Source organism: Nocardia noduli, from assembly GCF_019038455.1.
Lineage (GTDB): Bacteria > Actinomycetota > Actinomycetes > Mycobacteriales > Mycobacteriaceae > Nocardia > Nocardia noduli.
In genome coordinates, this window is record NZ_JAFMPL010000008.1 from 48,568 (window position 1) to 74,390 (window position 25,823).

2 protein-coding genes (1 of these 2 running past the window's edge) are annotated in these 25,823 nt (G+C 70.3%); both read left to right on the forward strand.

Annotated elements, in window-relative coordinates:
* A protein-coding gene (locus tag JZ792_RS07615) for a non-ribosomal peptide synthase/polyketide synthase (protein WP_216908252.1) crosses the window boundary here: on the forward strand, positions 1 to 452 show its 3' portion. 17,554 nt of this gene lie to the left of the window's left edge; 452 of the gene's 18,006 nt are visible here — the last part of the coding sequence; the start codon falls outside the window, past its left edge; it ends in the stop codon at positions 450 to 452.
* Complete coding sequence (locus JZ792_RS07620) at positions 452 to 25,780, forward strand: non-ribosomal peptide synthetase (RefSeq protein ID WP_216908254.1); 25,329 nt, start codon at positions 452 to 454, stop codon at positions 25,778 to 25,780. Before JZ792_RS07615 ends, JZ792_RS07620 begins: the two co-directional genes overlap by 1 nt.
* Positions 25,781 to 25,823: the final 43 nt, after the last annotated feature.

Sequence of the window (25,823 nt, forward strand, 5' to 3'; positions counted from 1 at the left end):
CCGTGCGGCGCTACGCCGAGCGCCTGCTCACGATCCTCGTCGCGGTCGCAGACCAGCCGACGGTCACCGTGCGCGCCATCGATATACGCACCGAATCCGAACAGACCCGCCCCGGACGTGCCCCCGATCTCCCCGCGGGCGGTACCGACGACCTGCCCGAACTCATCGCCGCCGCAGCCCGCGTCGCCCCGGAGGCCATCGCGTTCACCCACGGCGCGAAGGCCGTCTCCTATCGGGAACTGGCGGGCAAAGTGACGGCGGTGGCCAAGGCCATGGGCGCGGCGGCCAAGCCGGAAGCCCTGATCAACGTCTCCCTGGCCGGGCTGGTGCCCGGTGTTCTCGCCGCACTCGGCGGTGGTGGTCTCGCCGAGGCATTGCGCACTCTGCTCGATGACGCGCGGTCGGTCGCCGCGCTCGGCCACCCGGAAATCGACTCGGAAGGAATTTGCTGATGTCCCCAGCGGAATCGGTCACATCCAGCGGGCTCGGCAATCGCACCACGCTGTACAACCATCCGGCGCTGCGACGCGCGTACGGCATCGACGACCTGCCCGGACTGATCGGCACCGTCGCCGAACTCGCGCCGGACCGGGTGGCGCTGCGCCACGACGGCATCGGCGTCAGCTACGGCGCGCTCGCCTCGGAGATCACCCTGCTGTCCGAGGCCATGGGCGGCGGTCTCGGACCCGACGCGCTGGTTCCGGTCGTCATCTCCGGGCAACTGCCGTCGCTGCTCGACGCCGGGGACGGCGCACTCGGCGCGGTACTCGAACAGTTGCTCGACGACGCGCTCGGCGTGGCCGCCCCGGTGCTCCGCACCGAATTCGCGCCGGTGGAGACACTCGTCACCGAATTCGAGGCGCAGGTGCGCCGGACCCCGGACGCGGTGGCACTCGAATTCGACGGTGAGACGCTCAGCTACGCCGAATTCCACGCGCGGGTCACGACACTGGCCCGGCACCTGTCATCTCGCGGCGTCGGTCCCGACGACCTCGTCGCCCTGTCGATGCGCCGTTCGTTCGAACTACTCGTCGGCATGTACGCGATCCTGCACGCGGGCGCCGGGTACGTGCCGATCGATCCCGACCATCCGGCCGAACGCATCGCCTACGTGCTCGACACCGCGTCGCCCGCGCTGGTGCTGACCACGAGCGGCGACGAACCCGATCTCGGCGGCGCACGGGTTCCGGTGCTGCGCGTGGACGAATTCGAGGCGAACCCGACGGATGCGGGCGCTCCGGTGCGTGCCGCGTCGGCCGACAACGCCGCCTACGTGATCTTCACCTCCGGGTCGACGGGCAGGCCGAAGGGCGTCGCGGTCTCCCATCGCGCGATCATGGCCAATCTGCGCTGGCGTCAGCGCCTCTACCGGCTGCGCGACGACGACGTGGTGCTCCAGAAGACGCCGTTCACCTTCGACGTGTCGGTGTGGGAGTTCTTCTGGCCCTTGCAGGTCGGCGCGCGCCTGGTGATCGCCGCCCCGGAAGGCCATCGCGACCCGGCCTACCTGGCGCGCACGATACGGCGCGAGAACATCACGGTCGCCCATTTCGTGCCGTCCATGCTGTCGGTGTTCGTCGGCCAGGACGAGATCGAGGACGCGGTGCCGTCGCTGCGACTGGTCTTCGCCTCGGGCGAAGCGCTGCCCGCCGCGACCGCCGCGGCGTTCCGTGACGTCAGCGGGGCCACCCTGCACAATCTGTACGGTCCCACCGAAGCGGCCGTCGACGTCACCGCGCACGAGGTGACCGGCGCCGACGTGGTCACCGTGCCGATCGGCACCGCGGCCGACGACACCGATCTGCTCGTCCTCGACGACAATCTGCGTCCCGTGCCGGACGGTGTGGTCGGTGAGCTCTATCTCGCCGGTGTGCAGTTGGCTCGCGGCTACGTCGCGCGGTCCGGGCTCACCGCCGATCGGTTCGTGGCCAACCCCGAAGGCGCGCCGGGTGACCGGATGTACCGCACCGGCGATCTGGTGCGCTGGGTGTCGGAGGGTGACGGCGGTCCGGCCGAACTCGAATACCTCGGCCGCCTCGATTTCCAGGTCAAACTGCGCGGGCTGCGGGTGGAACTCGGCGAGGTCGAATCCGCGCTGCTGCGCGACGAGCAGGTGCTGCGCGCGGCCGTGGTACTGCACCGGCACGCGGGCGCCGATCACCTGGTCGGCTATGTCGTCGGCGTGCCGGGGCAGGCGATCGATACCGCCCGAGTGCTGGAACAGGCACGCGGGCAACTGCCCGAGTACATGGTGCCGACCATGCTGTGCGTCCTCGACGAGATGCCGTTGAACGCCAACGGCAAACTCGACCGCCGCGCCCTGCCCGAGCCGGAATTCGGTTCCGGCACGGTCGAATTCCGCGCCCCGGCAACCGATGCCGAGCGGACCGTCGCCGAGATCTTCGGTGAGTTGCTCGGCCTGGACCGGGTCGGAGCCGACGACGGCTTCTTCGAACTCGGCGGCAATTCCCTCATCGCGACCAGGGCGATCGCCAGGATCGGCGAAGCGCTCGGCATCGCGGTGGACGTGCGCGACTTCTTCGACCATCCGACGGTCGCCGCCGTGGCAGCCCTCTCGCGGTCGGCGACACCGCGACCGCCGCTACGCGCCCGCGAACGGCCCGACACCATCCCGCTCTCCCCGGCGCAGCGCCGCATGTGGTTCCTCAACCGCTTCGGCTCCGCGAGCGGCGCGGGCGGTCTCGACACCACGGCGGTGGACAACATCCCGGTGGCGCTGCGGCTGCGCGGCCCGCTCGACCCGGCCGCGCTCTCGGCCGCCGTCACCGATCTCGTCGCCCGTCACGAGATCCTGCGCACGGTCTATCCGCAGACCCCGACCGGCCCGGTACAGGTCATCCGCTCCGTGCACGCGGCCTTCGACCTCGAGCCCACCCCGGTCGTGCCGGATCAGCTCGCCGACGCGGTGATCGCCGCCGCGGCAAAGGGTTTCGACGTCTCCGAGGAAATCCCGGTGCGAGTGCTGCTGCTGCGCTGCGGCGCGCAGGACCACACCCTGGTGCTGGTGGTGCACCACATCGCCGCCGACGGTGTCTCGCTCGCGCCACTGCTGCGCGATCTGGTCACCGCCTACGACGCGCGTCGCGAAGGACGCGCGCCCGACTGGTCGCCGCTCGCGGTGCAGTACGCCGACTACGCGCTCTGGCAGCGGGAACTGCTCGGGGAGGCCGACGATCCCGAGTCGGCCTCGGCCCGTCAGCTCGCCTTCTGGAAATCCGAATTAGCCGAGCTGCCCGCACAATTGGAGCTGCCAGCGGACCGGCCACGTCCGGCCACGTCGACCTACCGGGGCGCGACGCACGCGTTCGCCGTCGACGCCGGATTGCGCGACGCCGTCGAGGTGATCGCCGTGGAAACCGGCGCGACGCCCTTCATGGTGCTGCACGCCGCGCTCGCCGCGCTGCTCGCGCGGCTCTCGGGTACCGCCGACATAGCGATCGGCACCCCCGTCGCCGGACGCGGGGACCGCGCCCTCGACGACCTGGTCGGCATGTTCGTCAACACCCTGGTGTTGCGTACCGAGGTGCGCGCCTCGGATTCCTTCGCCGAACTGATCGCCGAGGCCACACGGCGCGATCTGCGCGCCTTCGCCCACGCCGACGTCCCGTTCGAGCAATTGGTCGAGGTCATCGATCCGGCGCGTTCCCAGGCGCGGCATCCGCTGTTCCAGGTCGCGCTGTTCATGCAGAACATGGCGAGCCCCGCCCTGGAACTGCCGGATCTGGCCGTGGAACTCGTCGACTTCGATCCGGGCTTCGCGAAATTCGACCTCCAACTCACCCTGTCCGAACCCGGTATCCCCGACACCGGCTATCTCGCCGAACTCACCTACGCGACCGACCTTTTCGATGCCGCGACGGTGACCGAATTCGCGGCCAAATTCCTCCGGTTGCTGGAAACGGCCGTCGCCGACCCGCACCGGCCCGTCGGCGATATCGCCCTGCTCGACGCGGGCGAACTGGACTACGTCACCGAGAGCTGGAATGCCAGCGGCGCCCGGGTCGCCGACCGCTTCCTGCACGAGGGTTTCGACAACCAGGTCCGCCGCACGCCCAACGCCATCGCGCTCATCGCCGACGGCCCGGCCGAGACGGTCCTGACCTACACCGAACTCTCGGACCGGGCCAACAGCCTCGCTCGCCTGCTCATCCGCTCCGGCGTCGGGCCGGAATCACTGGTGGTCCTCGCCGTTCCGCGCTCGGTCGAACTGGTCATCGCCATGTACGCGGTGCTGCGGGCCGGTGGCGCCTACGTCCCGATCGACCCCTCGCATCCGAAGGGGCGCATCGACCACATCCTCGACACCGCCCGTCCGCATTCCATCCTCACCACCCGCGCCACCGGTTTCGACACCGTGTATCCGGCCCCGGTGCGCTACCTCGACGAAGTCGACCTGTCGCGGTTCTCCTCGGCCCAGATCACCGACCGCGAACGGCACGGCGCACTACTGCCCGACCACCCCGCCTACGTCATCTTCACCTCGGGGTCGACCGGAAAACCCAAGGGCGTCACGGTCGCCCACCGCGCGATCGCCAACCAGATGGCGTGGATGCACGAGGAATACCGGCCGCGCACCGGCGATGTGTATCTCCAGAAGACCGCGACCACGTTCGACGTGTCGCTGTGGGGCTATTTCCTGCCGTTGCGCGCGGGCGCGACCCTCGTCCTCGCCACCCCCGACGGACACCGCGACCCCCGCTATATCGCGGAGACGATCGCGAACCGCGGCGTCACGATGACCGACTTCGTGCCGTCGATGCTGTCGGTGTTCGCCGCCAATGCCGAAGCGGGCGAACTGGATTCGCTGCGCGACATCTTCGTGATCGGGGAGGCGCTGCCGCCGGAGACCGTCGCGGCGGTCAAGGCCGTCTGCGCCGCCGGTGTGCACAACCTGTACGGCCCCACCGAGGCCGCCGTCTCGATCACCTACCGCGAGGTCACCGCCGAGGACACCCCCGCGGTGCCGATCGGCGAGCCGCAGTGGAATTCCCGTGTCTACGTGCTGGATTCGCGGCTGCATCCGGTGCCCATCGGTGTGCCCGGCGAGTTGTACCTGGCGGGCGACCAGCTCGCGCGCGGCTATCACGGCCGCGTCGACCTGACCGCCGACCGCTTCGTCGCCAACCCCTTCGATCTCTCGGGCGAACGCATGTACCGCACCGGCGACCTGGTGCGCTGGAGCCGCGACGGCGAACTCGTCTATCTCGGCCGGACCGATTTCCAGGTGAAGTTCCGCGGTCAGCGCATCGAGCTCGCCGAGATCGAGGCCGCGCTGCTCGCCGCGCCCGAGGTGAGCCAGGCCGCGGTCCGCCTGGTCAACGGCGCGGCGGGTGACTATCTCGCGGGCTATGTGGTCCGCACCGGTGCGCAGGAATGGAACCCCGACACACTGCGCCGTGAACTCACGCGGCGACTGCCCGCGTACATGGTGCCGACCGCGCTGGTCGACCTGGCCGAATTCCCGCTCAACACCAGCGGCAAATTGGACCGCAACGCGCTGCCGGTCCCCGCGCCGCGATCCACCGAATACCGCGCACCGCTCGAGGCCACCGAGCGCACGGTGGCGACGGTCTTCGCGGAGGTGCTCGGCGTGCCGAGGGCCGGTCTCGACGACGATTTCTTCGCACTCGGCGGCAGTTCGCTCGACGCCACCCGGGTGACCGCGCGGACCGGTGAACAGGTCGGCACGCGCATCCCGGTGCGGGTGCTGTTCGAATCCACCACGGTGGAATCGTTCGCCGCGGCCGTCGACGCGCTCGGCCGGACGGCGACGCCGCGACTGCTACCGGTGCGAGAGCGTCCGTCGCGGGTGCCGCTGTCCCCGGCGCAGCAGCGCCTGTGGTTCCTCAACCGTGTCGAGGCCCAGGACGCGGCGGCCGCCGACACGGTCGTGCAGGCCGCCGAGAGCGTCTACAACCTCCCCGTCGTGCTGCGGCTGCGCGGCAGGCTGGACGTGGCCGCGCTCAAACGCGCCGTCATGGACGTGCTGGCCCGCCACGAATCGCTGCGCACCCTGTATCCACAGGACGAGACAGGTCCCTACCAGGAGATTCTCGGCACCGACGATATCGGCCTCAACCTCGCGCCGGTCCCCGTCGCGCCCACGCAACTGATCGACACCGTGACCGCCATCGTGCGCGCGGGTTTCGATGTCACCGCCGAGATCCCGGCCCGGATGGCACTGCTGAAAGTCGAGCAGGTCGGCCCGGGACGCGGGCTGCCCGTCGACGAACACGTGCTGGTGATCGTCGTGCACCACATCGCGGGCGACGCCATGTCCATGGCCCCGCTCGTCGGCGATCTGGTCCGCGCCTACCGCGCGCGCCTGATCAGCAGGCGACCCGACTGGACCGAACTGCCGGTGCAGTACGCCGATTACAGCCTGTGGCAGCACCGCCTGCTCGGTTCCGAGGACAATCCCGGCGACCTGGCCGCCGAGCAATCGCGCTACTGGCGCGAGACCCTGGACGGACTGCCGGGCGACCTCGTCGTCCGCACCGACCGCCCGCGCCCGGCCCAGCCGACCCACCGCGGGTCCGCCGTCGACTTCTCCGTCGACGCCACCGTGGCCGCGCGCCTGCGCACCCTGGCCGAACGGCACGGCGCGACCCTGTTCATGGTGTTGCACGCGGCCTTCGCCGCGACCCTGGCCCGGATCGGCGGCACCGGCGATATCGTCATCGGTTCCCCGATCGGCGGACGCGGCGAACGCGAACTCGACGCGCTGGTCGGCATGTTCGTCAACACGCTCGTGCTGCGTACCCGGGTACCGGCCGACGCGCCGTTCACCGAATTCCTCGCCCGGGTCAAACAGACCGATATCGAAGCCTTCGCGCACGCCGAACTGCCCTTCGAACGGCTCGTCGACGTGCTCGCGGTCGATCGCGGCACCGGGTCGCACCCGCTGTTCCAGGTGATGCTGAGCTACGGCGAGGCGCGCCCCGACGTCATGCCGGAAGTGCCGTGGCTGACCCTGGAACCGATCGAGATCCCCGACACCGGAGCGAAATTCGATCTGCACCTGGTGCTGAACGGCATCGACGGTTCCGACGCGCTGACCGGCAGTCTGCGCTACGCCACCGATCTGTTCGACGCCGCGACGATCACCTCGTTCGTCGCCAGGCTGCGCAGGGTGCTCGCCACCGTCTCCGCCGACCCCCGGGTCCGCGTCGGCGATATCGACCTGCTCGACGCACCCGAACGCACCCGGCTGCTGCGTGAATGGAACAGCACCGACCACCGCATCGACCGCATCACCCTGCCCTCGCTGTTCGCGGCGCAGGTGCGGCGCACCCCGGACAGTCCCGCCGTGAGCTACGAGGGGACGACTCTGTCCTACGCCCAACTGGCGAGCCGGGTGAACCGGCTGGCGCGCTGGCTGATCGAGCGCGGCGTCGGACCGGATTCGCTGGTGGCGCTGGATATGCGGCGTTCGATCGACCTGGTCGTCGGCATGTACGCGGTCGGCGTGGCCGGTGGCGGTTATGTGCCGCTGGACCCCGATCATCCGGCCGAGCGCACCGCGCACATCCTCGACACCGCAGCCCCGATCACGGTGCTGACCTCGGGGTCGGACCCCGATCTCCCGGTCGAGCAGACGCGTATCGACCGCCTCGATCTGAGCGGATTCTCCGACGCGCCGGTGACCGACACCGAACGGCGCACACCGCTGCGCATGTCGAACACCGCCTACGTGATCTTCACCTCCGGGTCGACCGGACGGCCCAAGGGCGTCGCGGTGAGTCACGGCGCGATCGTGAACCGGCTGCGCTGGTTGCAGGCGACCCACATCACCCTCGACGAATCCGACGCGGTCCTCCAGAAGACACCGGTGACCTTCGACGTCTCCGTTCCCGAGTTCTTCTGGCCGCTCCAGGTCGGCGCAAGACTGGTACTCGCCAGGCCGGGCGGTCACCGCGATCCCGACTATCTGGCGAAACTCGTTCGCCGCGAACGGATCACGGTCATCCATTTCGTGCCGTCGATGCTGCCGGTATTCGCCGCCGACGACCTCGACGTGCCCTCGCTGCGCCATATCCTGTGTTCGGGTGAGGAATTGCCCGCCGCGTCCGCGCGCCGGGTGCGCGAACTCGCCGGCGCGACGGTGCACAACCTCTACGGTCCGACCGAGACGGCGGTGGAAGTCACCCACCACGAGGTCACCGACGCCGATATCGACGACGTGCCGATGGGCGCGCCGGTCTGGAACACCCAGGTCTACGTGCTCGACGCGCGGCTGCACCCGGTGCCCGCCGGGGTGGCGGGCGAACTGTATCTCGCGGGCGCGCAACTTGCCAGGGGCTACCTCGGACGGGCCGACCTGAGCGCGGACCGGTTCGTGGCCAACCCCTTCGGCGCGCGCGGCGCGCGGATGTACCGCACCGGCGACCTGGTCGCCTGGCGCACCGACGGTTCGGGCGAACTGGAATTCCTCGGCCGCACCGATTTCCAGGTCAAGGTGCGCGGGCTGCGGATCGAACTCGGCGAGATCGAGGCGGCGCTGCTCGCCGCGCCCTCGGTGGCCCAGGCCGTGGTGCTGGTACGCGACGATCACGGCACCGGCGATCAGCTCGTCGCCTACCTCGTCGCCGACGTCGATCTCGAGATCGCCACCCTGCGCGGTGATCTCGCACGTCGACTACCGGCCTACATGGTGCCCACCGCGTTCGTGGTGCTGCGCGAATTCCCGATCAACGCCTCCGGCAAACTCGACCGTGGCGCGCTGCCCGCCCCCGCCGTCGCGACGGGTGTGTTCCGCAGGCCCGAGGGCACCGCCGAAACCCTTGTCGCCGAGACTTTCCTGGCGCTGCTCGGGGCGGAACGGGTCGGCGCCGACGACGATTTCTTCGCCCTCGGCGGCAATTCGCTCATCGCCACCCAGCTCGCGGCCAGGCTCGGCCGGGCGACCGGCGCCGAGGTGCCGGTCCGCACGATCTTCGACGCGCCGACGGTGCGCGAACTGGCCCGGCGACTCGCGGTCGGCCCGACGGGGTCCGATATCGAGCCGGTCGCGTTGCCTCCGCTGACCGCGCACGAGCGCGATTCGCCCATACCGCTGTCCATCGCCCAGCAGCGCATGTGGTTCCTCAACCGCTTCGACAGCGCGAGCGGTGGTTACAACATCCCGTTCGCGCTGCGCCTGACCGGAACGCTGAACGTGAGCGCGCTGGAATCGGCGATCGCCGACGTCATCGCCAGGCACGAGACCCTGCGGACCATCTACCCCGAACGCGACGGCGACGCCACCCAGGTGGTGTTGCCCGCGGGCACCAAACTGGTCGAACTGGTGGCGCGAACCGTTCGCGAGGACGAGGTTCTCGAACTGCTCGCCGCCGCCGCGCGCACCGGATTCGACGTCACGAGCGAGGTGCCGCTGCGCGTGCGCCTGCTGCGCGTCGAGGACGCCGAACCCGTGAAACAGCAGACCCACATCCTGCTGTTCGTCGTCCATCACATCGCCGCCGACGGCTGGTCCTTCGCCCCGCTGACCCGTGACCTCGCCGCCGCCTATGTCGCGCGCTGCGCGAATCTCGCGCCGAACTGGGGCGAACTGCCGGTGCAGTACGCCGATTTCGCGCTGTGGCAGCGCGCCGCGCTCGGCCGGGCCGACGACGAGAATTCGGTCCTGGCACGGCAATTGGGCTACTGGACGGCACGGCTGGACGGTCTGCCCGAGGTGACGACCCTGCCCGCGGACCGCCCGCGACCCGCCGTCGCGAGTAATCGGGGCGGCGCGCGCACCGGTCATCTGGACGCCGCGCTGCATCGCGATATCCACCAGTTGGCGGCGGCGCACCGCGCCACCCCGTTCATGGTGCTGCACACCGCCCTCGCGGTACTGCTGAGTCGCCTCGGCGCGACCGCCGACGTCGTACTCGGCACCCCGGTGGCCGGACGCGGTGACGAGGCGCTCGACGACCTGGTCGGCATGTTCGTCAACACCCTCGTGCTGCGCACCGAGGTGGGGCCTGGCGCGACCCTGGCCGATCTGCTCGGTTCGGTCCGCGCCACCGACCTGGCGGCCTTCGACCACGCCGTCGTGCCGTTCGAGCAGCTGGTCGAAGTCGTCAATCCGGTGCGCTCGCAAGCGCATTCGCCGCTGTACCAGGTGGCGCTGACCTTGCAGAACCAGACCAAACCGGATTTCCGGTTGCAACGGCTATCCTTCTCCGCCCTCGACGTAGGCCCCGCGCCCATCCAGCTCGACCTGGACTGGACGCTGACCGACCGCTACGACGCCGAGGGCGAACCCGACGGCATCGACCTGCATCTGCACTACGCCGTCGACCTGTTCGACGCGCAGACGGTGGACGGATTCCTCGCGGGTTTCGAGCGGGTGCTGCGGGCCATGGTCCGCGATCTCGGCACCGAGGTGGGCGCGGTCCAGCTGATGTCGGTCGCCGAACGCGGCATGCTGCTGTCGGACCGCAATGCCACCGCCCATCCGCTGCCCGCCGAAACCCTGGACGACCTGCTCACCGCGCGCGCGACCGCCGACCCCGCCGGTGTCGCCGCCCGTTTCGAGGGCGAGGAAATCACCTACGCGGCGTTCGCCGCACGGGTGAACCGACTCGCCCGCTGGCTCGTCACGCGCGGCGTCGGACCGGAGACCATCGTCGGTCTCGGGGCCCTGCGCAGCCTGGACATGCTGGTGGCGATGTACGCGATCGTGCGCGCGGGCGGCGCGTACCTGCCGATCGATCCGGCCCATCCCGCCGATCGCGTCGCGCGGCTGATCGAATCGGCCGCGCCCGCGCTGGTGCTGACGGTCGGCGGCGCGGAACTGCCCGAGCCGATCGCGGTACCCGTGGTCGACCTCGCGTCGCTGGATACGACCGGATTCGCCGACGCGCCGCTGACCGACGCGGACCGCACCGGCGTGCTGCGTCCGGCCAATACGGCCTACGTGCTGTTCACCTCCGGCTCGACCGGCCGCCCCAAGGGCGTCGCGGTCAGTCACCGCGCCATCATGAACCAGTTGCGCTGGCTCGAATTCCGCTACGGCGTGACCGGCGAGGATCGGATCCTGCAACGCGCGCCGCTGACCTTCGACGTCTCGGTCTGGGAGTGCTTCCTGCCCGTCGCGGTCGGCGCGCCCCTGGTGATCGCGCGACCCGGCGGCCATCTCGATCTCGCCTACTTCGCCGATCTGCTGCGCGAGCACCGCGTCACCATCGCCGAATATGTGCCGTCGATCCTCGCGGCGCTCATCGCCGAAGGCATGGGCGACGCCCTCGCCTCCCTGCGCCACCTGCACTGCGGCGGCGAGGCGCTGACCCCGGATCTGCTCGCCGCCCTGCGCGGCAGTTTCGACGGGATCGTGCACAACGCCTACGGCCCCACCGAGGCCGCGATCTCGGCGGTCTACCACGAATTCACCGACGCCGACATCGCTGTCGCCGGTCAGGATGTCGCGATCGGCAGGCCCTGCTGGAACACCCGCGCCTACGTGCTCGACGCACGATTGCGGCCGGTGCCCATCGGGGTGACGGGTGAGCTCTATCTCGCGGGCGACCAGCTGGCGCGCGGCTATCACGGGCGCGGCGGACTGACCGCCGAACGTTTCGTCGCCGACCCGTTCGGCGTGCCGGGCCGGGTCATGTACCGGACCGGCGACCTGGCCAAGTGGAACCGGGTCGGTGACCTGGTCTATCTGGGCCGCAACGATTTCCAGGTGAAACTGCGCGGGCAGCGGATCGAACTCGGCGAGATCGAATCCGCGCTCGCCTCGGTCGCGGGCGTGAGCAACGCCGCCGTGGTCGTCGCCGAGGACATCTCGGGTCACGAATGCCTGGTCGGCTACGTCAGCGGCGCGGCCCTGAGCGCGGACGCCGTGCTGGCCGATGTGCGAGACCGGCTACCCGCCTACATGGTCCCCGCGCACCTGGTCGTGCTCGACGACATGCCGCTCACCACGGTCGGCAAACTGGACAGATCCGCCCTGCCTACGGTCGAATTCGCCGGAACGGCAGTGGAATTCCGCGCGCCGCGCGAAGGTATCGAATCCGTGCTCGCGACCCTGATCACCGATCTCGTCGGCGCGAAGACGCCGTTCGGGGCCGACGACGATTTCTTCGCGCGCGGCGGTAACTCGTTGCTGGCCATGCGCCTGGTGGCGCGTGTCAACACCACGTTCGGCTCGGCGCTGACCGTGCGCGAGATCTTCGAAGCGCCGACCGTCGCCGAACTCGCGGGCCGGGTCAAACAGTCTGCCCGATCCGGCGTGGGAAGCGAAACCCTTCCGCTGGTGGCGCGTCTGCGTCCGGAGCGCATCCCGCTGTCGATGGCGCAGACCAGGATGTGGCTGCTCAACCGGCTCGAACCGGAGTCGGTGGTCTACAACATCCCGATCACCCTCCGATTGACCGGCGCGCTGGACGAACAGGCGTTGCGCGCCGCGCTCGACGACGTGATCGTCCGGCACGAATCCCTGCGCACCGTCTTCCCGTCCGACGACGCGGGTCCGTACCAGGTCGTGCTACCCGTCGCCCAGGTCCCCGCGCTCGCGTCGGAGCCGGTCGAGATCGCCGAGCGCGGGCTGATGGACGCCGTTCTCGACGTCGTCGCGATCGGCTTCGACCTGCGCGCGGGTATTCCCGTGCGCGCCCGGCTGTTCCGGGTGGGCGCCACCGATCACGTCCTGGTCGTCGTGGTGCACCACATCGCCGCCGACGGTGTCTCGACCGCGCCGCTGGCCCGCGATCTGATGCTCGCCTACCGGGCGCGTAGCACCGGCGCGCTGCCGCGATTCACCCCGCTGCCTGTCCAGTACCCCGACTTCGCGCTGTGGCAGCGCGAACGACTCGGCACCGCCGACGACCCCGAATCGGTGTTGTCGCGTCAGATCACGCACTGGCGTGACGAACTCGCGGGCCTGGCCCCGGTCCTCGAACTGCCCACCGACCGCCCGCGTCCCGCCGTCGCCTCCGGTCGCGGCGCGGCCTACGAGTTCACCGTCTCGGCCGAACTCACCGCCGCGGCGGCGAATGTGGCACGGGTGCACGGTGTCTCGCTGTTCATGGTGGTGCACGCGGTCTACGCGACCCTGCTCGCGCGCCTGGCGCGCACCGAGGACGTCGCGATCGGCACCCCCGTCGCAGGCCGCTCGGACGCCGCGCTGGACGACCTGGTCGGCATGTTCGTCAACACCCTGGTGCTGCGCACCGGCGTCCCGGCGAACGCGTCGTTCGCCGCGCTGCTCGCCTCGGTGCGCAAAACCGATGTCAGGGCCTTCGCCAGCGCCGATCTGCCGTTCGAGCGACTGGTGGAAGAGCTGAATCCGGTCCGCTCCCGGGCACATTCCCCGATCGTGCAGACACTGCTCACCTTCGAACACCGTGACGACGCCGTGCTGCGGCTGCCCGGTCTCGAGGTACGCGCCTACCCGATCGACAACGGCATCGCGCAATTCGATCTCGCGCTCGAACTCGCCGAATACGGCAACGAGGCGGGCGCGACCGCGATACGCGCGGTGCTGCGCTACGCGACCGATCTGTTCGACGACGCCACCGCGCAATCGCTGGCGACCCGGTTCCTGCGGATCCTCAAGGCCGTCACCACCGACACCACGGTCCGGGTCGGCGATATCGAACTGCTCGACGCGGCCGAGCGGACCCTGGTCCTGCGCCGCTGGAACGACACCTCCCGGCTGCTGCCCTCCGGGCACACGCTGGTCTCGCTGTTCGAACAGCAGGCCGCGACCACACCGGACGCGGTGGCCGTCGATTTCGAGGGGACGAGTCTGTCCTACGCCGAATTCGCAGGCCGCACCCACCAACTCGCGCGCTGGCTGGTCCAGCAGGGCGTCGGACCGGATTCCTATGTGGCACTGGGTATGCGGCGTTCGCTGGATCTGGTCGTCGGCATGTACGCCGTCGTCATGGCGGGCGGGGCGTATCTGCCGCTGGACCCCGACCACCCGACCGATCGGGTCGACTACATGCTGCGGACGGTGCAACCGGTCTGCGTGCTCACCTCCGGATTCGAACTGGAGAGCACCGCGACCCGTCAGGTGCGCCTCGACCTGCTCGATCTCACCGGATACCCGCCCGGCCCGTTGAGCTCGGTGGATCGCAACGGTGTGCTGACACCGGGACATCCGGCGTACGTGCTGTTCACCTCCGGCTCCACCGGCAAACCCAAGGGCGTCGTCGTCTCGCACGCGGCGATCGTGAACCGGTTGCAGTGGATGCAGGACCGCTACCGGCTGCGCCGGACCGACGTGGTGCTCCAGAAGACACCGGCGACCTTCGACGTCTCGGTCTGGGAGCTGTTCTGGCCCTTGCAGACCGGAGCCAAACTCGTCCTCGCCCGGCACGACGGGCACCGTGACCCGGCCTACCTCGCCGAGGTGATCACCGCCGAATCCGTCACCACCGTGCATTTCGTGCCCGCGATGCTCGCCGTCTTCCTGAGCGAGCCGCGCGCCGCCGAATGCCGCACACTGCGACGTATCTTCGCCTCCGGGGAAGCACTGCCCGCCGCGGCGGCACAGCGCGCGCGCCGACTCACCGGCGCGCTGGTGCACAACCTGTACGGCCCGACCGAGGCCGCGGTCGACGTCACCTTCCACGAGGTCACCGACGCGGACACCGTCACCGTCCCGATCGGCAGGCCGGTGTTCAACACCCGCCTGCTCGTCCTCGACGCGCGGCTGCGCCCGGTTCCGGTCGGTGTGCCCGGCGAGTTGTACCTGGCGGGAGCGCAATTGGCGCTCGGCTACGCGCGCAGGCCCGACCTCACCGCCGACCGTTTCGTCGCCGACCCGTACGGCGAGCCGGGCGCGCGGATATACCGCACCGGCGACCTGGTCGTCTGGACCGCGCACGGCGAACTGGAATATCTGGGCCGCACCGATTTCCAGGTGAAACTGCGCGGCCTGCGCATCGAACTCGGCGAGATCGAGGCCGCGCTGACCGGCATCGACACCGTGGATCAGGCGGTGGTGGTCGTCCACACCGACGACCGGCTAGGCGACCGCCTCGTCGCCTACCTGATCGGCGACCCGATCGACCTGGACGACGTCCGGACCGCACTGGCCGCCGCGCTGCCGACCTACATGGTGCCCTCGGCCTTCGCGGTGCTGGAGGAATTCCCGGTCAACGCCTCGGGCAAGGTGGACCGGCGGGCGCTGCCCGCCCCCGCGCCCGAGACCGCCGTCTACCGTGCCCCCGAATCGGAGGACGAACAGAGCGTGGCGCGGATCATGGGCGAACTGCTCGGCATCGATGATCTCGGCGCGGCCGATGATTTCTTCGCGCTCGGCGGCAACTCGCTGATCGCCACCCGCCTCGTGGCCCGTCTCGGTGTCGACTTCGGCACCGAGATCCCGGTGCGGATGCTCTTCGAAACGCCGACCGTCGCCGGACTCGCCGCCCAGCTGGCGAGCCTCGCGGACACCGGACCGCAGTCGACGCCGACGCCGATGCCGCGTCCCGAGCGGATCCCGCTCTCACCGGCCCAGCGGCGCATGTGGTTCCTGAACCGATTCGACCCGCAGGAGACCGTCAACAACATTCCCGTCGTCATCCGGCTCACCGGTGCGCTCGACGTCGCGGCGCTCACCGCCGCGGTCGCCGATGTGATCGCCCGTCACGAAACCCTGCGCACCGTGTACCCGGAACTCGACGGCACCGGCTACCAGCGGATCCTGGAGCCGCGAGCACCGCGGCCCCTGACCCCGCTCGATCCGGCCTCGCTCGAGCAAGCCCTGATAGATGTCGTCGCCACCCCCTTCGACGTGACCGCCGAGGTGCCGCTGCGCGTCGGGCTGGCCCGGGTCGCCGAGGACGAACACCTGCTCGCGCTGGTGGTGCACCACATCGCCGCCGACGGCTATTCGATGGGCCCGCTGGCCCGCGATATCGCCACCGCCTACGCGGCACGGGCCACCGGCGTGGCGCCCGACTGGTCGGAACTCGCCGTCCAGTACGCCGACTACACGCTGTGGCAACGCGAGACACTCGGCGCGCAGGACGATCCGGAATCCGTCGCCGCACGTCAGGTGAGTTTCTGGGAGCGCACACTGCGCGGGCTGCCCGCGCAGCTCGACCTGCCCGCCGACCGCCCGCGACCGGCTGTCGCCACCCACGCCGCGGCCGCGACCACGCTGCCGCTGGACCCCGAACTACGCCGTGCCGTCGACGCGGTCGCCGCCCGGTACGAGGCGACAGCGTTCATGGTCGTGCACGCCGCTTTCGCGGTACTGCTGGCCCGGCTCACCGGCACCACCGATATCGCGGTCGGCGCGCCGGTGGCCGGTCGCGGCGCGGCCGCGCTCGACGACCTGGTCGGCATGTTCGTCAACACCCTGGTGCTGCGTACCCGGGTGCCGGGTTCGGACCGGTTCGACGCGGTGCTCGGCCGGGTCCGCGACGCCGATCTCGACGCCTTCGCCCACGCCGACGTCCCGTTCGAGCGTCTGGTCGAGGTGCTCGACCCGCCGCGCTCGCAGGCGCGTCATCCGCTGTTCCAGGTGGCGCTGTACTTCCAGAACCTGGCGCCCACCGGCATGGAGATCGCCGGGGTCACCATCGCCGAATACGACGTCGCCCACGAGACCAGTCGATTCGACCTGCAACTGACCGTCTCCGACGACGCGTTGCGTTTCACCTACGCCACCGATCTGTTCGACGAATCGACCGTCGCGGGTTTCGGCGACCGGTTCATCCGGCTGCTCGCCGCGATCACCGCCGACCCGACCAGGACCATCGGCGATATCGACCTGTTCGGCGCGGGGGAACTGCACCGGGTGGTGACCGAATGGAACGATTCGGCCCATACCGCGTTCGTCGCCGAACTACTGATCGACGAATTCGAGGCCCAGGCCGCCGCGACCCCCGACGATCCGGCGCTGATCCACGTCCCCGACGACGACACCGCGGCCACCGTGCTGACCTACGGTGAACTCGATCGCCGCACCAACCAACTCGCCCGCCATCTCATCGACACCGGTGTCGGCGCGGAATCGCTGGTGGCCCTGGCGATCCGCCGCTCGATCGACCTTGTCGTCGCGATGTACGCCGTGCTCAAGGCGGGCGGCGCGTACGTCCCGATCGACCCCGACCACCCGGCCAGGCGCATCACCCACATTCTGGAGACCGCGCGTCCCGCCGCCCTGCTCACGGCGGGCGCCGGTGACGAATTCGGTTTCGCCGGACCCGTCATCCGCCTGGATTCGGTGGCCTACGACGACTACGCCGACGATCCGATCGCGGTGCACGAGCGCCCGGGACCGGTGCACCCCGATCATCCGGCGTACGTGATCTTCACCTCCGGCTCGACCGGAAAACCGAAGGGCGTCAGCATCTCCCACGCCGCGATCGTCAACCAGATGACGTGGATGCAGGCGCAATACGGGTTGCGGGCCGAGGACGTGTACCTCCAGAAGACCGCGACCACCTTCGACGTGTCGCTGTGGGGCTACTTCCTGCCGCTGCGCGTCGGCGCGACGCTGGTGCTCGCGGCCAAGGACGGTCATCGCGACCCCGGCTACCTGACCGAGGTGATCGGCGAATACGGCGTCACCGTCACCGATTTCGTGCCCTCGATGCTGTCGGTCTTCGCCGGGCACGTCGAATCGACCGGCGCGCGCGCCGCGCTGGCCGCACTGCACACGGTGTTCGTCATCGGCGAGGCGCTGCCCGCCCGGACCGTCCGCGCGTTCGGCGCGGTGAGCGACGCGCGGGTGCACAATCTCTACGGACCCACCGAGGCCGCGGTCAGCATCACCTTCCGCGACGTCACCGGCGAGGCCGAGCGGACCGTCATGCCGATCGGCAACCCCGAATGGAACAGCAAGGTCTACGTGCTGGATTCGCGTCTGCGCCCGACCCTGCCAGGGGTGGCGGGAGAGCTGTATCTCGCGGGCACCCAGCTCGCGCGCGGCTATCAGGCCCGTCCCGACCTGACCGCGGACCGGTTCGTCGCCAACCCCTTCGGGCAGCCGGGCGAGCGTATGTATCGCACCGGTGACCTGGTCCGCTGGGAGACCGGCGGGTCCGTCGCCGAGCTGGTCTACCTGGGCCGCACCGACTTCCAGGTCAAATTCCGCGGTCAGCGCATCGAACTCGGCGAAGTCGAGTCCGCGCTCGCTGCCGTGTCCGGCGTCGCGCAGGCCGCCGCGCGGGTGGTCCACACGGCCACCGGCGACCATCTGGTCGGCTACCTGACCCCGACACCGGGCGCGCGGGTGTCCGATGCCGAGGTGCTGCGCACGGCCGCGGCGGCGCTGCCGTCCTACATGCTGCCGTCGGCACTGGTCACCCTGGATACGTTCCCGCTCAACAGTTCCGGCAAGCTCGACCGCGCCGCACTGCCCGATCCGGTCTTCGACCGCGTCGCCTACCTGCCCCCGGTCACCCCGGCCGAGCGGCTGGTCGCCGAGGCCTACGAAGCGGTACTGGAGGCGGGCCGGATCGGCGCGGACGACAATTTCTTCGACCTCGGCGGCAACTCGCTCAACGCCACCCGTGTGCTCGCCCGACTCGGTGAGCGGCTCGGACGCCGCGTCCCGGTCCGGATGCTGTTCGAGACACCGACCGTGCGCGCGCTCGCCGCCGCGATCACCGCGGACGCCGAGGCGGGCGAACGGGTGCTTCCCCTGATCGCGGGCCCTCGGCCCGATATCGTGCCGCTGGCACCGGTGCAACGCGGTATGTGGCTGCTCAACCGGCTCGACCCGGCCTCGCCCGCGCACAACATCCCGGTCGCGCTGCGGCTCACGGGCGAACTGGACGAGGTGGCGCTGGCCGCGGCCTTCGCCGACGTGGTCGCCAGGCACGAGACCTTGCGCACCGTCTACCCGACCGGAGCCGACGGCTCGGGACACCAGGTGATCCTGCCCGCCGACCCGGCCCCGGTCCGGCTCACGGTGGAATCGCTCGACGCCACCACGCTCGACGAGCGGATCGCCGAATTCCTGCGCGCCGGTTTCGATATCACCTCCGAGGTGCCGTTGCGCGCGGTCCTGCTGCGCGAGGCCCCCGACAGCCACGTTCTGGTCGCCGTCGTGCACCACATCGCCGCCGACGGCTACTCGATGACCCCGTTGCTGCGCGACCTGCTCTCGGCCTACCTGACCCGCGCGGTCGGCACCGCGCCGGTCTGGCCGGAACTGGCCGCCCAGTACGCCGATTACGCGCTGTGGCAGGCCGAGACGGTCGAATCCGCGGCCGTGGCGCAACTCGCGTACTGGCGCGAGGCGTTGCGCGATCTGCCCGAGGAACTCGCGCTGCCCACCGACCGTCGCCGTCCGGCCGTCGCCACCAAACGCGGCGGCAATGTGCGCGCGAGGATCGGCGGCGAGATCGCGGCCGGGGTGCGGTCGCTCGCCGCCGCTCACGGCGCGACCCCGTTCATGGTCGTGCACGCCGCGCTGTCGGTACTGCTGGCGCGGCTGTCCGGGACGACCGATATCGCCGTCGGGACCCCGGTGGCCGGTCGCGGCGCGGCGGCGCTCGACGATCTCGTCGGCATGTTCGTGAACACGCTGGTCCTGCGCACCACCCCGGAACCGGGTCGCACTTTCGCCGAACTGCTCGCGCAGACGCGAACGGTCGACCTGGCCGCGTTCGGCAACGCCACCGTCCCCTTCGAACGGGTGGCGGAGGAACTCGGCGTCGAGTCGAATCAGTCCCGCCACCCCCTGTTCACCGTGGCACTGAGCTACCTCGACGCGGGCGCGCGCACTTTCGCGCTACCGGGACTGGACCTGTCGCCTGTCGAATTCGATGAGCCGGTGGCACGTTTCGACCTGCAATTCACCGTCGCGGCCGAACCCGACGAGCACGGGCACCTCGGCGTCGAACTGACCTACGCGACCGATCTGTTCGACGCGGCGACCGCCGCCGGTCTGCTGCGCCGTTTCGGCCGGGTGCTCGGCACGCTCACCGCCGATCCGCACCGCCCGGTGGGCGCGGTGGATCTGCTCGCCCCCGCCGAACGCGCCGCACTGCTGGCCCACAGTGGGCCCGCCCCCGTGCCCCAGCGCACGCTGGCGGAGTTGATCGCCGAGGCCGTCGCGCTGAATCCGGACGGTCCGGCCGTGGTCCACGGCACGGTGTCGCACACCTACCTGGCGATGGACGAACAGTCGTCGCGGCTGGCCAGAATGCTGATCGGACACGATATCGGCCCCGACGACATGGTCGCGGTCGCGATCCCGCGTTCGGTGGAATCGGTGCTCGCGGTGTGGGCCGTCGCCAAGACCGGCGCGGCCTTCGTCCCCGTCGACCCCGACTACCCGGCCGATCGCATCGCGCACATGCTCACCGATTCCGGCGCGACGGTCGGCCTGACGATCACCTCCGAGCGCGCGGCGCTGCCCGACGACACCGAGTGGCTGGTACTCGATTCGACAGCCACCGCGGCACGGATGCGCCACACCAGCGCGGCCACGATCGGCGTCGGGGAACTCCTCTGTCCGGTGCGCGGCGACCACGCGGCCTGGACGATCTACACCTCCGGCTCCACCGGGACACCGAAGGGTGTCGTCGCCACCCACGCCGGACTCGCGGGAATCGCTCGCGCCCAACGTGATCGGTACGTCGTCGGCGCGGATTCCAGGGTGCTGCACGTCGCCTCGCCGAGTTTCGACGCCTCCATGCTCGAATTCCTGCTCGCCGTCGGCGCGGGAGCCGCGCTCGTGGTCGCGCCGTCGGATGTCTACGGCGGTCACGCGTTGACGGCACTCGTCAGGGATCAGCACGTCAGCCATGCCTTCCTCACCCCGGCGGTGCTGCGCACGCTCGACCCGAACGAACTGCCCGAACTCGCGCACCTGACCGTCGGCGGTGAAGCCTACGGCCAGGATCTGGTGCGGCAGTGGGTATCGGGGGTATCGGGGGTATCGGCGCGTTCCTTCCACAACACCTACGGCCCGACCGAGACCACCGTCATCGCCACGATCAGCGCCCCGCTGGACCCCGACGGCGGTTTCGACATCGGCACGCCGATCCACGGCATGTCGGCCGTCGTGCTCGACGGGCGATTGCAGCCGGTCCCGGTCGGTGTGACCGGTGAGTTGTACCTGCGCGGCCCGGGACTGGCCAGGGGATACCACGCCAGGCCGGGACTTTCGGCGGACCGGTTCGTCGCCGACCCGCACGGCGTCGCGGGCGGACGGCTATACCGCACCGGAGATCTGGTGCGCTGGAACGACTCCGGTGCGATCGAGTACGTCGGCCGTGCCGATCACCAGGTGAAGGTGCGCGGCCTGCGCATAGAACTCGGCGAGATCGACGCGGTACTCACCGCCCACGAATCCGTCGAATTCGCCGTCACCCTCGGACATTCCGACGCCGACGACACCGTCTGCCTCGTGTCCTACGTGATCGCCGCGACCGGCCGCACCATCGACCCCGGTGAACTCGCGGCCTTCGCCGGTCGCTCGCTCGCGGTCTACATGGTGCCCGCCGCCATCACCGTGCTCGACCACATCCCGCTGACCCCGACCGGCAAACTCGATCGAAAGGCGCTGCCCGCACCGGAATTCCGCACCGCCGCCTTCGAAGCGCCCGCGACCGAACTCGAACAGCGGGTAGCGCAGATCGTCGCCGAGGTACTCGGCCGCGCCGACCGGATCGGCCGCGCCGACGATTTCTTCGCGCTCGGCGGGAACTCCCTGACCGCGATCCAGGTGGGAGCCCGCTTGGGCGCCGTGCTCGGCGTCACGGTCGGTGTGCGCACGGTCTTCGAGAATTCGACGGTGGCCGCGTTGGCCGCCGCACTCGATACCGAGGACGCGGCCCCCGCCCGTCCCGCGCTGGTCAGGCACGCCGACGGCGGTCCGGTTCCGCTGTCACTGGCCCAGCAGCGCATGTGGTTCCTGAACCAGCTCGATCACCAGTCCACCGCCTACAACATCCCGTTGGCGGTGCGCCTGACGGGCACACTCGATATCGCGGCGCTCGCCGCCGCCGTCACCGATGTGGTGCAGCGGCACGAGGTGCTGCGGACCGTCTATCCGCAGCGCGAATCCGGTCCGGTGCAGGTGGTGCTGAGCCCCGACGCCGCGGGCACGCCGGTGCTCGCGCCCGTCGCGGTGCCGGTCGATGATCTCGCCGTCGCCGTCGCCGATTTCGTCGGCGCGGGTTTCGACGTCACCGAGACGGTGCCGCTGCGTGCCCGCCTGTTCGCCCCCGCCGCGGCGCGGCAGGCGGATCAGGAGCACGTCCTGGTCGTGGTGGCGCATCACATCGCCGCCGACGGCACCTCGCTGGTGCCGCTGGCCCGCGACGTCATGGCCGCCTACGCCGCCCGCAGCCGCGGCGACGCGCCGAATTGGCTCCCACTGCCCGTGCAGTACACCGACTACAGCCTGTGGCAGCGCGAACTGCTCGGCGCGCTGGAGGATCCGGATTCGCTGATCTCACGGCAGTCCGATTACTGGAGCCGCACCCTGGCGGGCCTGCCCGACCAGCTGAATCTGCCCACCGACCGCGTCCGGCCCGCCATCGCCTCCACCCGTGGCGGACATGTCGATTTCACCGTCGACGCCGCACTGCACGCCGGGCTCGCCGAAACGGGACGTTCGGCGGGTGCGACGCTGTTCATGGTCGTGCACGCCGCCTTCGCGCTGCTGCTGGCGAGACTGTCCGCCGGAACCGATATCGCCGTCGGCACGCCGGTCGCCGGACGCGGTGACGCGCTGCTCGACGACGTGGTCGGCATGTTCGTCAACACCCTCGTGCTGCGCACCGAGGTCGTCGCCGACGACACCTTCGGCGAACTGCTCGACCGTGTGCGCGACGCCGACCTCGCGGCGTTCTCGCACGCCGACGTGCCCTTCGAACGTCTGGTGGAGGTGCTGAACCCGCCGCGCTCGACCGCGCGTCATCCGCTGTTCCAGGTCGGTTTCTCCTTCCACAACCAGGCCGAGGCCCGATTCGACCTGGACGGCCTGACGGTCACCGCCGTCGATTTCGAGTCCGAGGTGTCCCAGTTCGACCTGCACCTGGTGGTCACCGACCGCTACGACGCCGACGGCGAACCCCTCGGCATCGCCGCGTCGATCACCTACGCGACAGCGCTGTTCGACCGATCCACCGTCGCGGGTTTCGCGGACCGGTTGCGACGACTGCTCGCCGCCGTGTGCGCCACCCCGCAGGTCCCGGTCGGCGACCTTCCACTGCTCGACCCCACCGAATCCCGCCGCATCCTCGAGGGCTGGAACCGGGCCGACCGGATCTTCGCCCACACCACGCTCGACAGCGGTTTCCGGGCCCAGCTGGCCCGCACCCCGGACGCGGTGGCGATCGTCGACGAGGAACGCACGCTGTCCTACGCCGAATTCGGCGCCGCCGTCCATCGGTTGGCGCGCGTGCTCACCGGTCGCGGTATCGGCCCGGAATCCCTGGTGGCGCTGGCGATTCCGCGCAGCGTCGATCTACTCGTCGCCATGTACGCGGTGGCGGCGGCGGGCGGGGCGTATGTGCCGCTCGACCCGAGTCATCCGCTCGAACGCACCACCGGCGTCCTCGCCGCTGCCGATCCGGCGCTGGTACTGATCTCCGCGCGCGTCCCGATGCTGCCGCCGACGCGTTCGGCTCACGACATGCTGCTCGACATCTCGACGATCGCCCCGACCGTCGACAGCGCCCCGATCCGTGACGACGAGCGGCGTGCGCCGCTGCGGCCGGGCAATACCGCCTACGTCATCTTCACCTCGGGTTCCACCGGCGCGCCCAAGGGCGTCGCCGTGTCGCACGCGGCCGTCACCCACCAATTGGAATGGATGCAATCCGAATACCGGCTCGACGGCGACGACGCCACTCTGCTGATGACCTCGGCCGCGTTCGACCTCTCGGTCTGGGAATTCTGGTGGGCGCTGCGCACCGGAGCCAGGGTGGTGCTCGCACCGCGCGACGCCCAGCACGATCCCGCGGGCGTTCTCGACCTGATCCGGCGGGCCTCGGTCACCACGATCACGCTGGTGCCCTCGCTGCTGGCCATGCTGGCCGAGGTCAGCGCCGGTCGGCTGCCGCGTTCGCTGCGCAGGTGCCTCGTCATCGGTGAACCGCTGCCCACGTCGACGGTCGCGCGCATCCGTTCGGGCGACACCGTGCGGGTCGACAATCTGTACGGGCCGACCGAGGCTGCCGTCTCGGTGACGAGTTTCCGCGTCGGCGAGGCGGATTCGCTCGGGACGCGCTCGGTGGTGCCGATCGGCCGGGTGGAGGCGGGCAACCGGGTCTACGTCCTCGACGACCGTCTGCATCCGGTACCCGCCGGTGTCACCGGTGAGCTGTATCTCGGCGGCGCGCAACTCGCGCGCGGCTATCACGGCCGAACCGATCTCAGCGCCGAACGTTTCGTCGCCGACCCGTTCGGCCCGGCGGGCAGCAGGCTCTACCGCACCGGAGACATGGTGCGCTGGAGTGCCGACGGCACCCTCGACTACGTCGGCCGCCGCGATTTCCAGGTGAAGTTGCGCGGCTACCGCATCGAACTCGCCGAGATCGAACACGCCCTGCGCTCGGCACCCTCGGTGACCGACGGCGTCGTCGTCGCCTACCGGGCCGACGACGAGAACGCCATGCTCGTCGGCTATTTCACCACCGACGCGACACCGGACACCGAGGCCGTGCGCACGGCGCTGACCCAGGTGCTGCCGAGCTACATGATGCCCGCGGCCCTGGTCGCGATGGACGCGCTACCGCTCAACGCCAACGGCAAGGTGGATCGCGCGGCACTGCCGCGTCCCGAACCGCGCGCGCGGGAATTCGTGGCACCGGCGACCGGGCTCGAACGCACCGTCTGCGCGGTCTTCGCCGAGATACTCGGCGTCGAACGGGTCGGCATGGACGACAGCTTCTTCGACCACGGCGGCAACTCGATGCTCGCGACCAGGCTCGCCACCCACCTGAGCGCCGAACTGGCCGAGCGGATTCCGGTGGTGTGGCTGTTCTCGGCTCCGACACCGGCGGGTCTGGTCGAACGGCTGGCGATGTCGCGTTCGGGCCACGGCCACGTCGACTCCGAGGCCGCCTTCGACGTCCTGCTGCCGCTGCGCACCGGCGGCGGCGCCGATCCGCTGTTCTGCGTGCATCCGGCGGGCGGCGTCGCCTGGTCCTTCGCGGGACTGGCCCCGCATATCGACTCCGGCCGCGCCATCTACGGACTCCAGTCACCGGTCCTGAATTCCACGGCGCCGCTGCCGGATTCGATCGAGGAGTGGGCCCTGCGCTACGTCACGGAGATCCGCGCGGTGCAGCCGGAGGGGCCGTACCACCTGCTCGGCTGGTCGCTGGGCGGCGTACTCGCGCACGCCATCGCCGTGCATCTCCAGGAACAGGGCGAGCACGTGGCGGTACTGGCGATGATGGACAGCCCGCGCACCGTCGACCCCGGCGAATCGGCCACCGTGCCGATCGCCGATCTGCTCGGCGGCCTACTCGGTGACCAAGCCGACGATATCGACGTCGAACTCGACGTCGAGCATCTGGCCGACCGGATCGGGGAACTGCCCGAACCCTTCGCCTCCTTCGGCGTCGACCGAGTGACCCGCCTGCTCGCGGCGGGCACGCGTTCGCTCGAACTCATGCGTCGCTACCGGCCGCGCCCCTACAAGGGCGACCTGGTGTATTTCACCGCCGCGCTCGACGACGTCTCCGGCGCGACGGGAGCCACGAGCTGGTCGGAGGCCGTCGACGGAACCGTGCACAACCACGCCGTGCAGGCCACCCACTGGCGGATGACCTCCGATTCCGCCCTGGCCCGCATCGGCCGCGTCCTCACCACGGTCTGGGACCGCGCGTGACGGGGCCGGGAGGGCTCATCGTCGCGATGAGCCCCATGAGCCC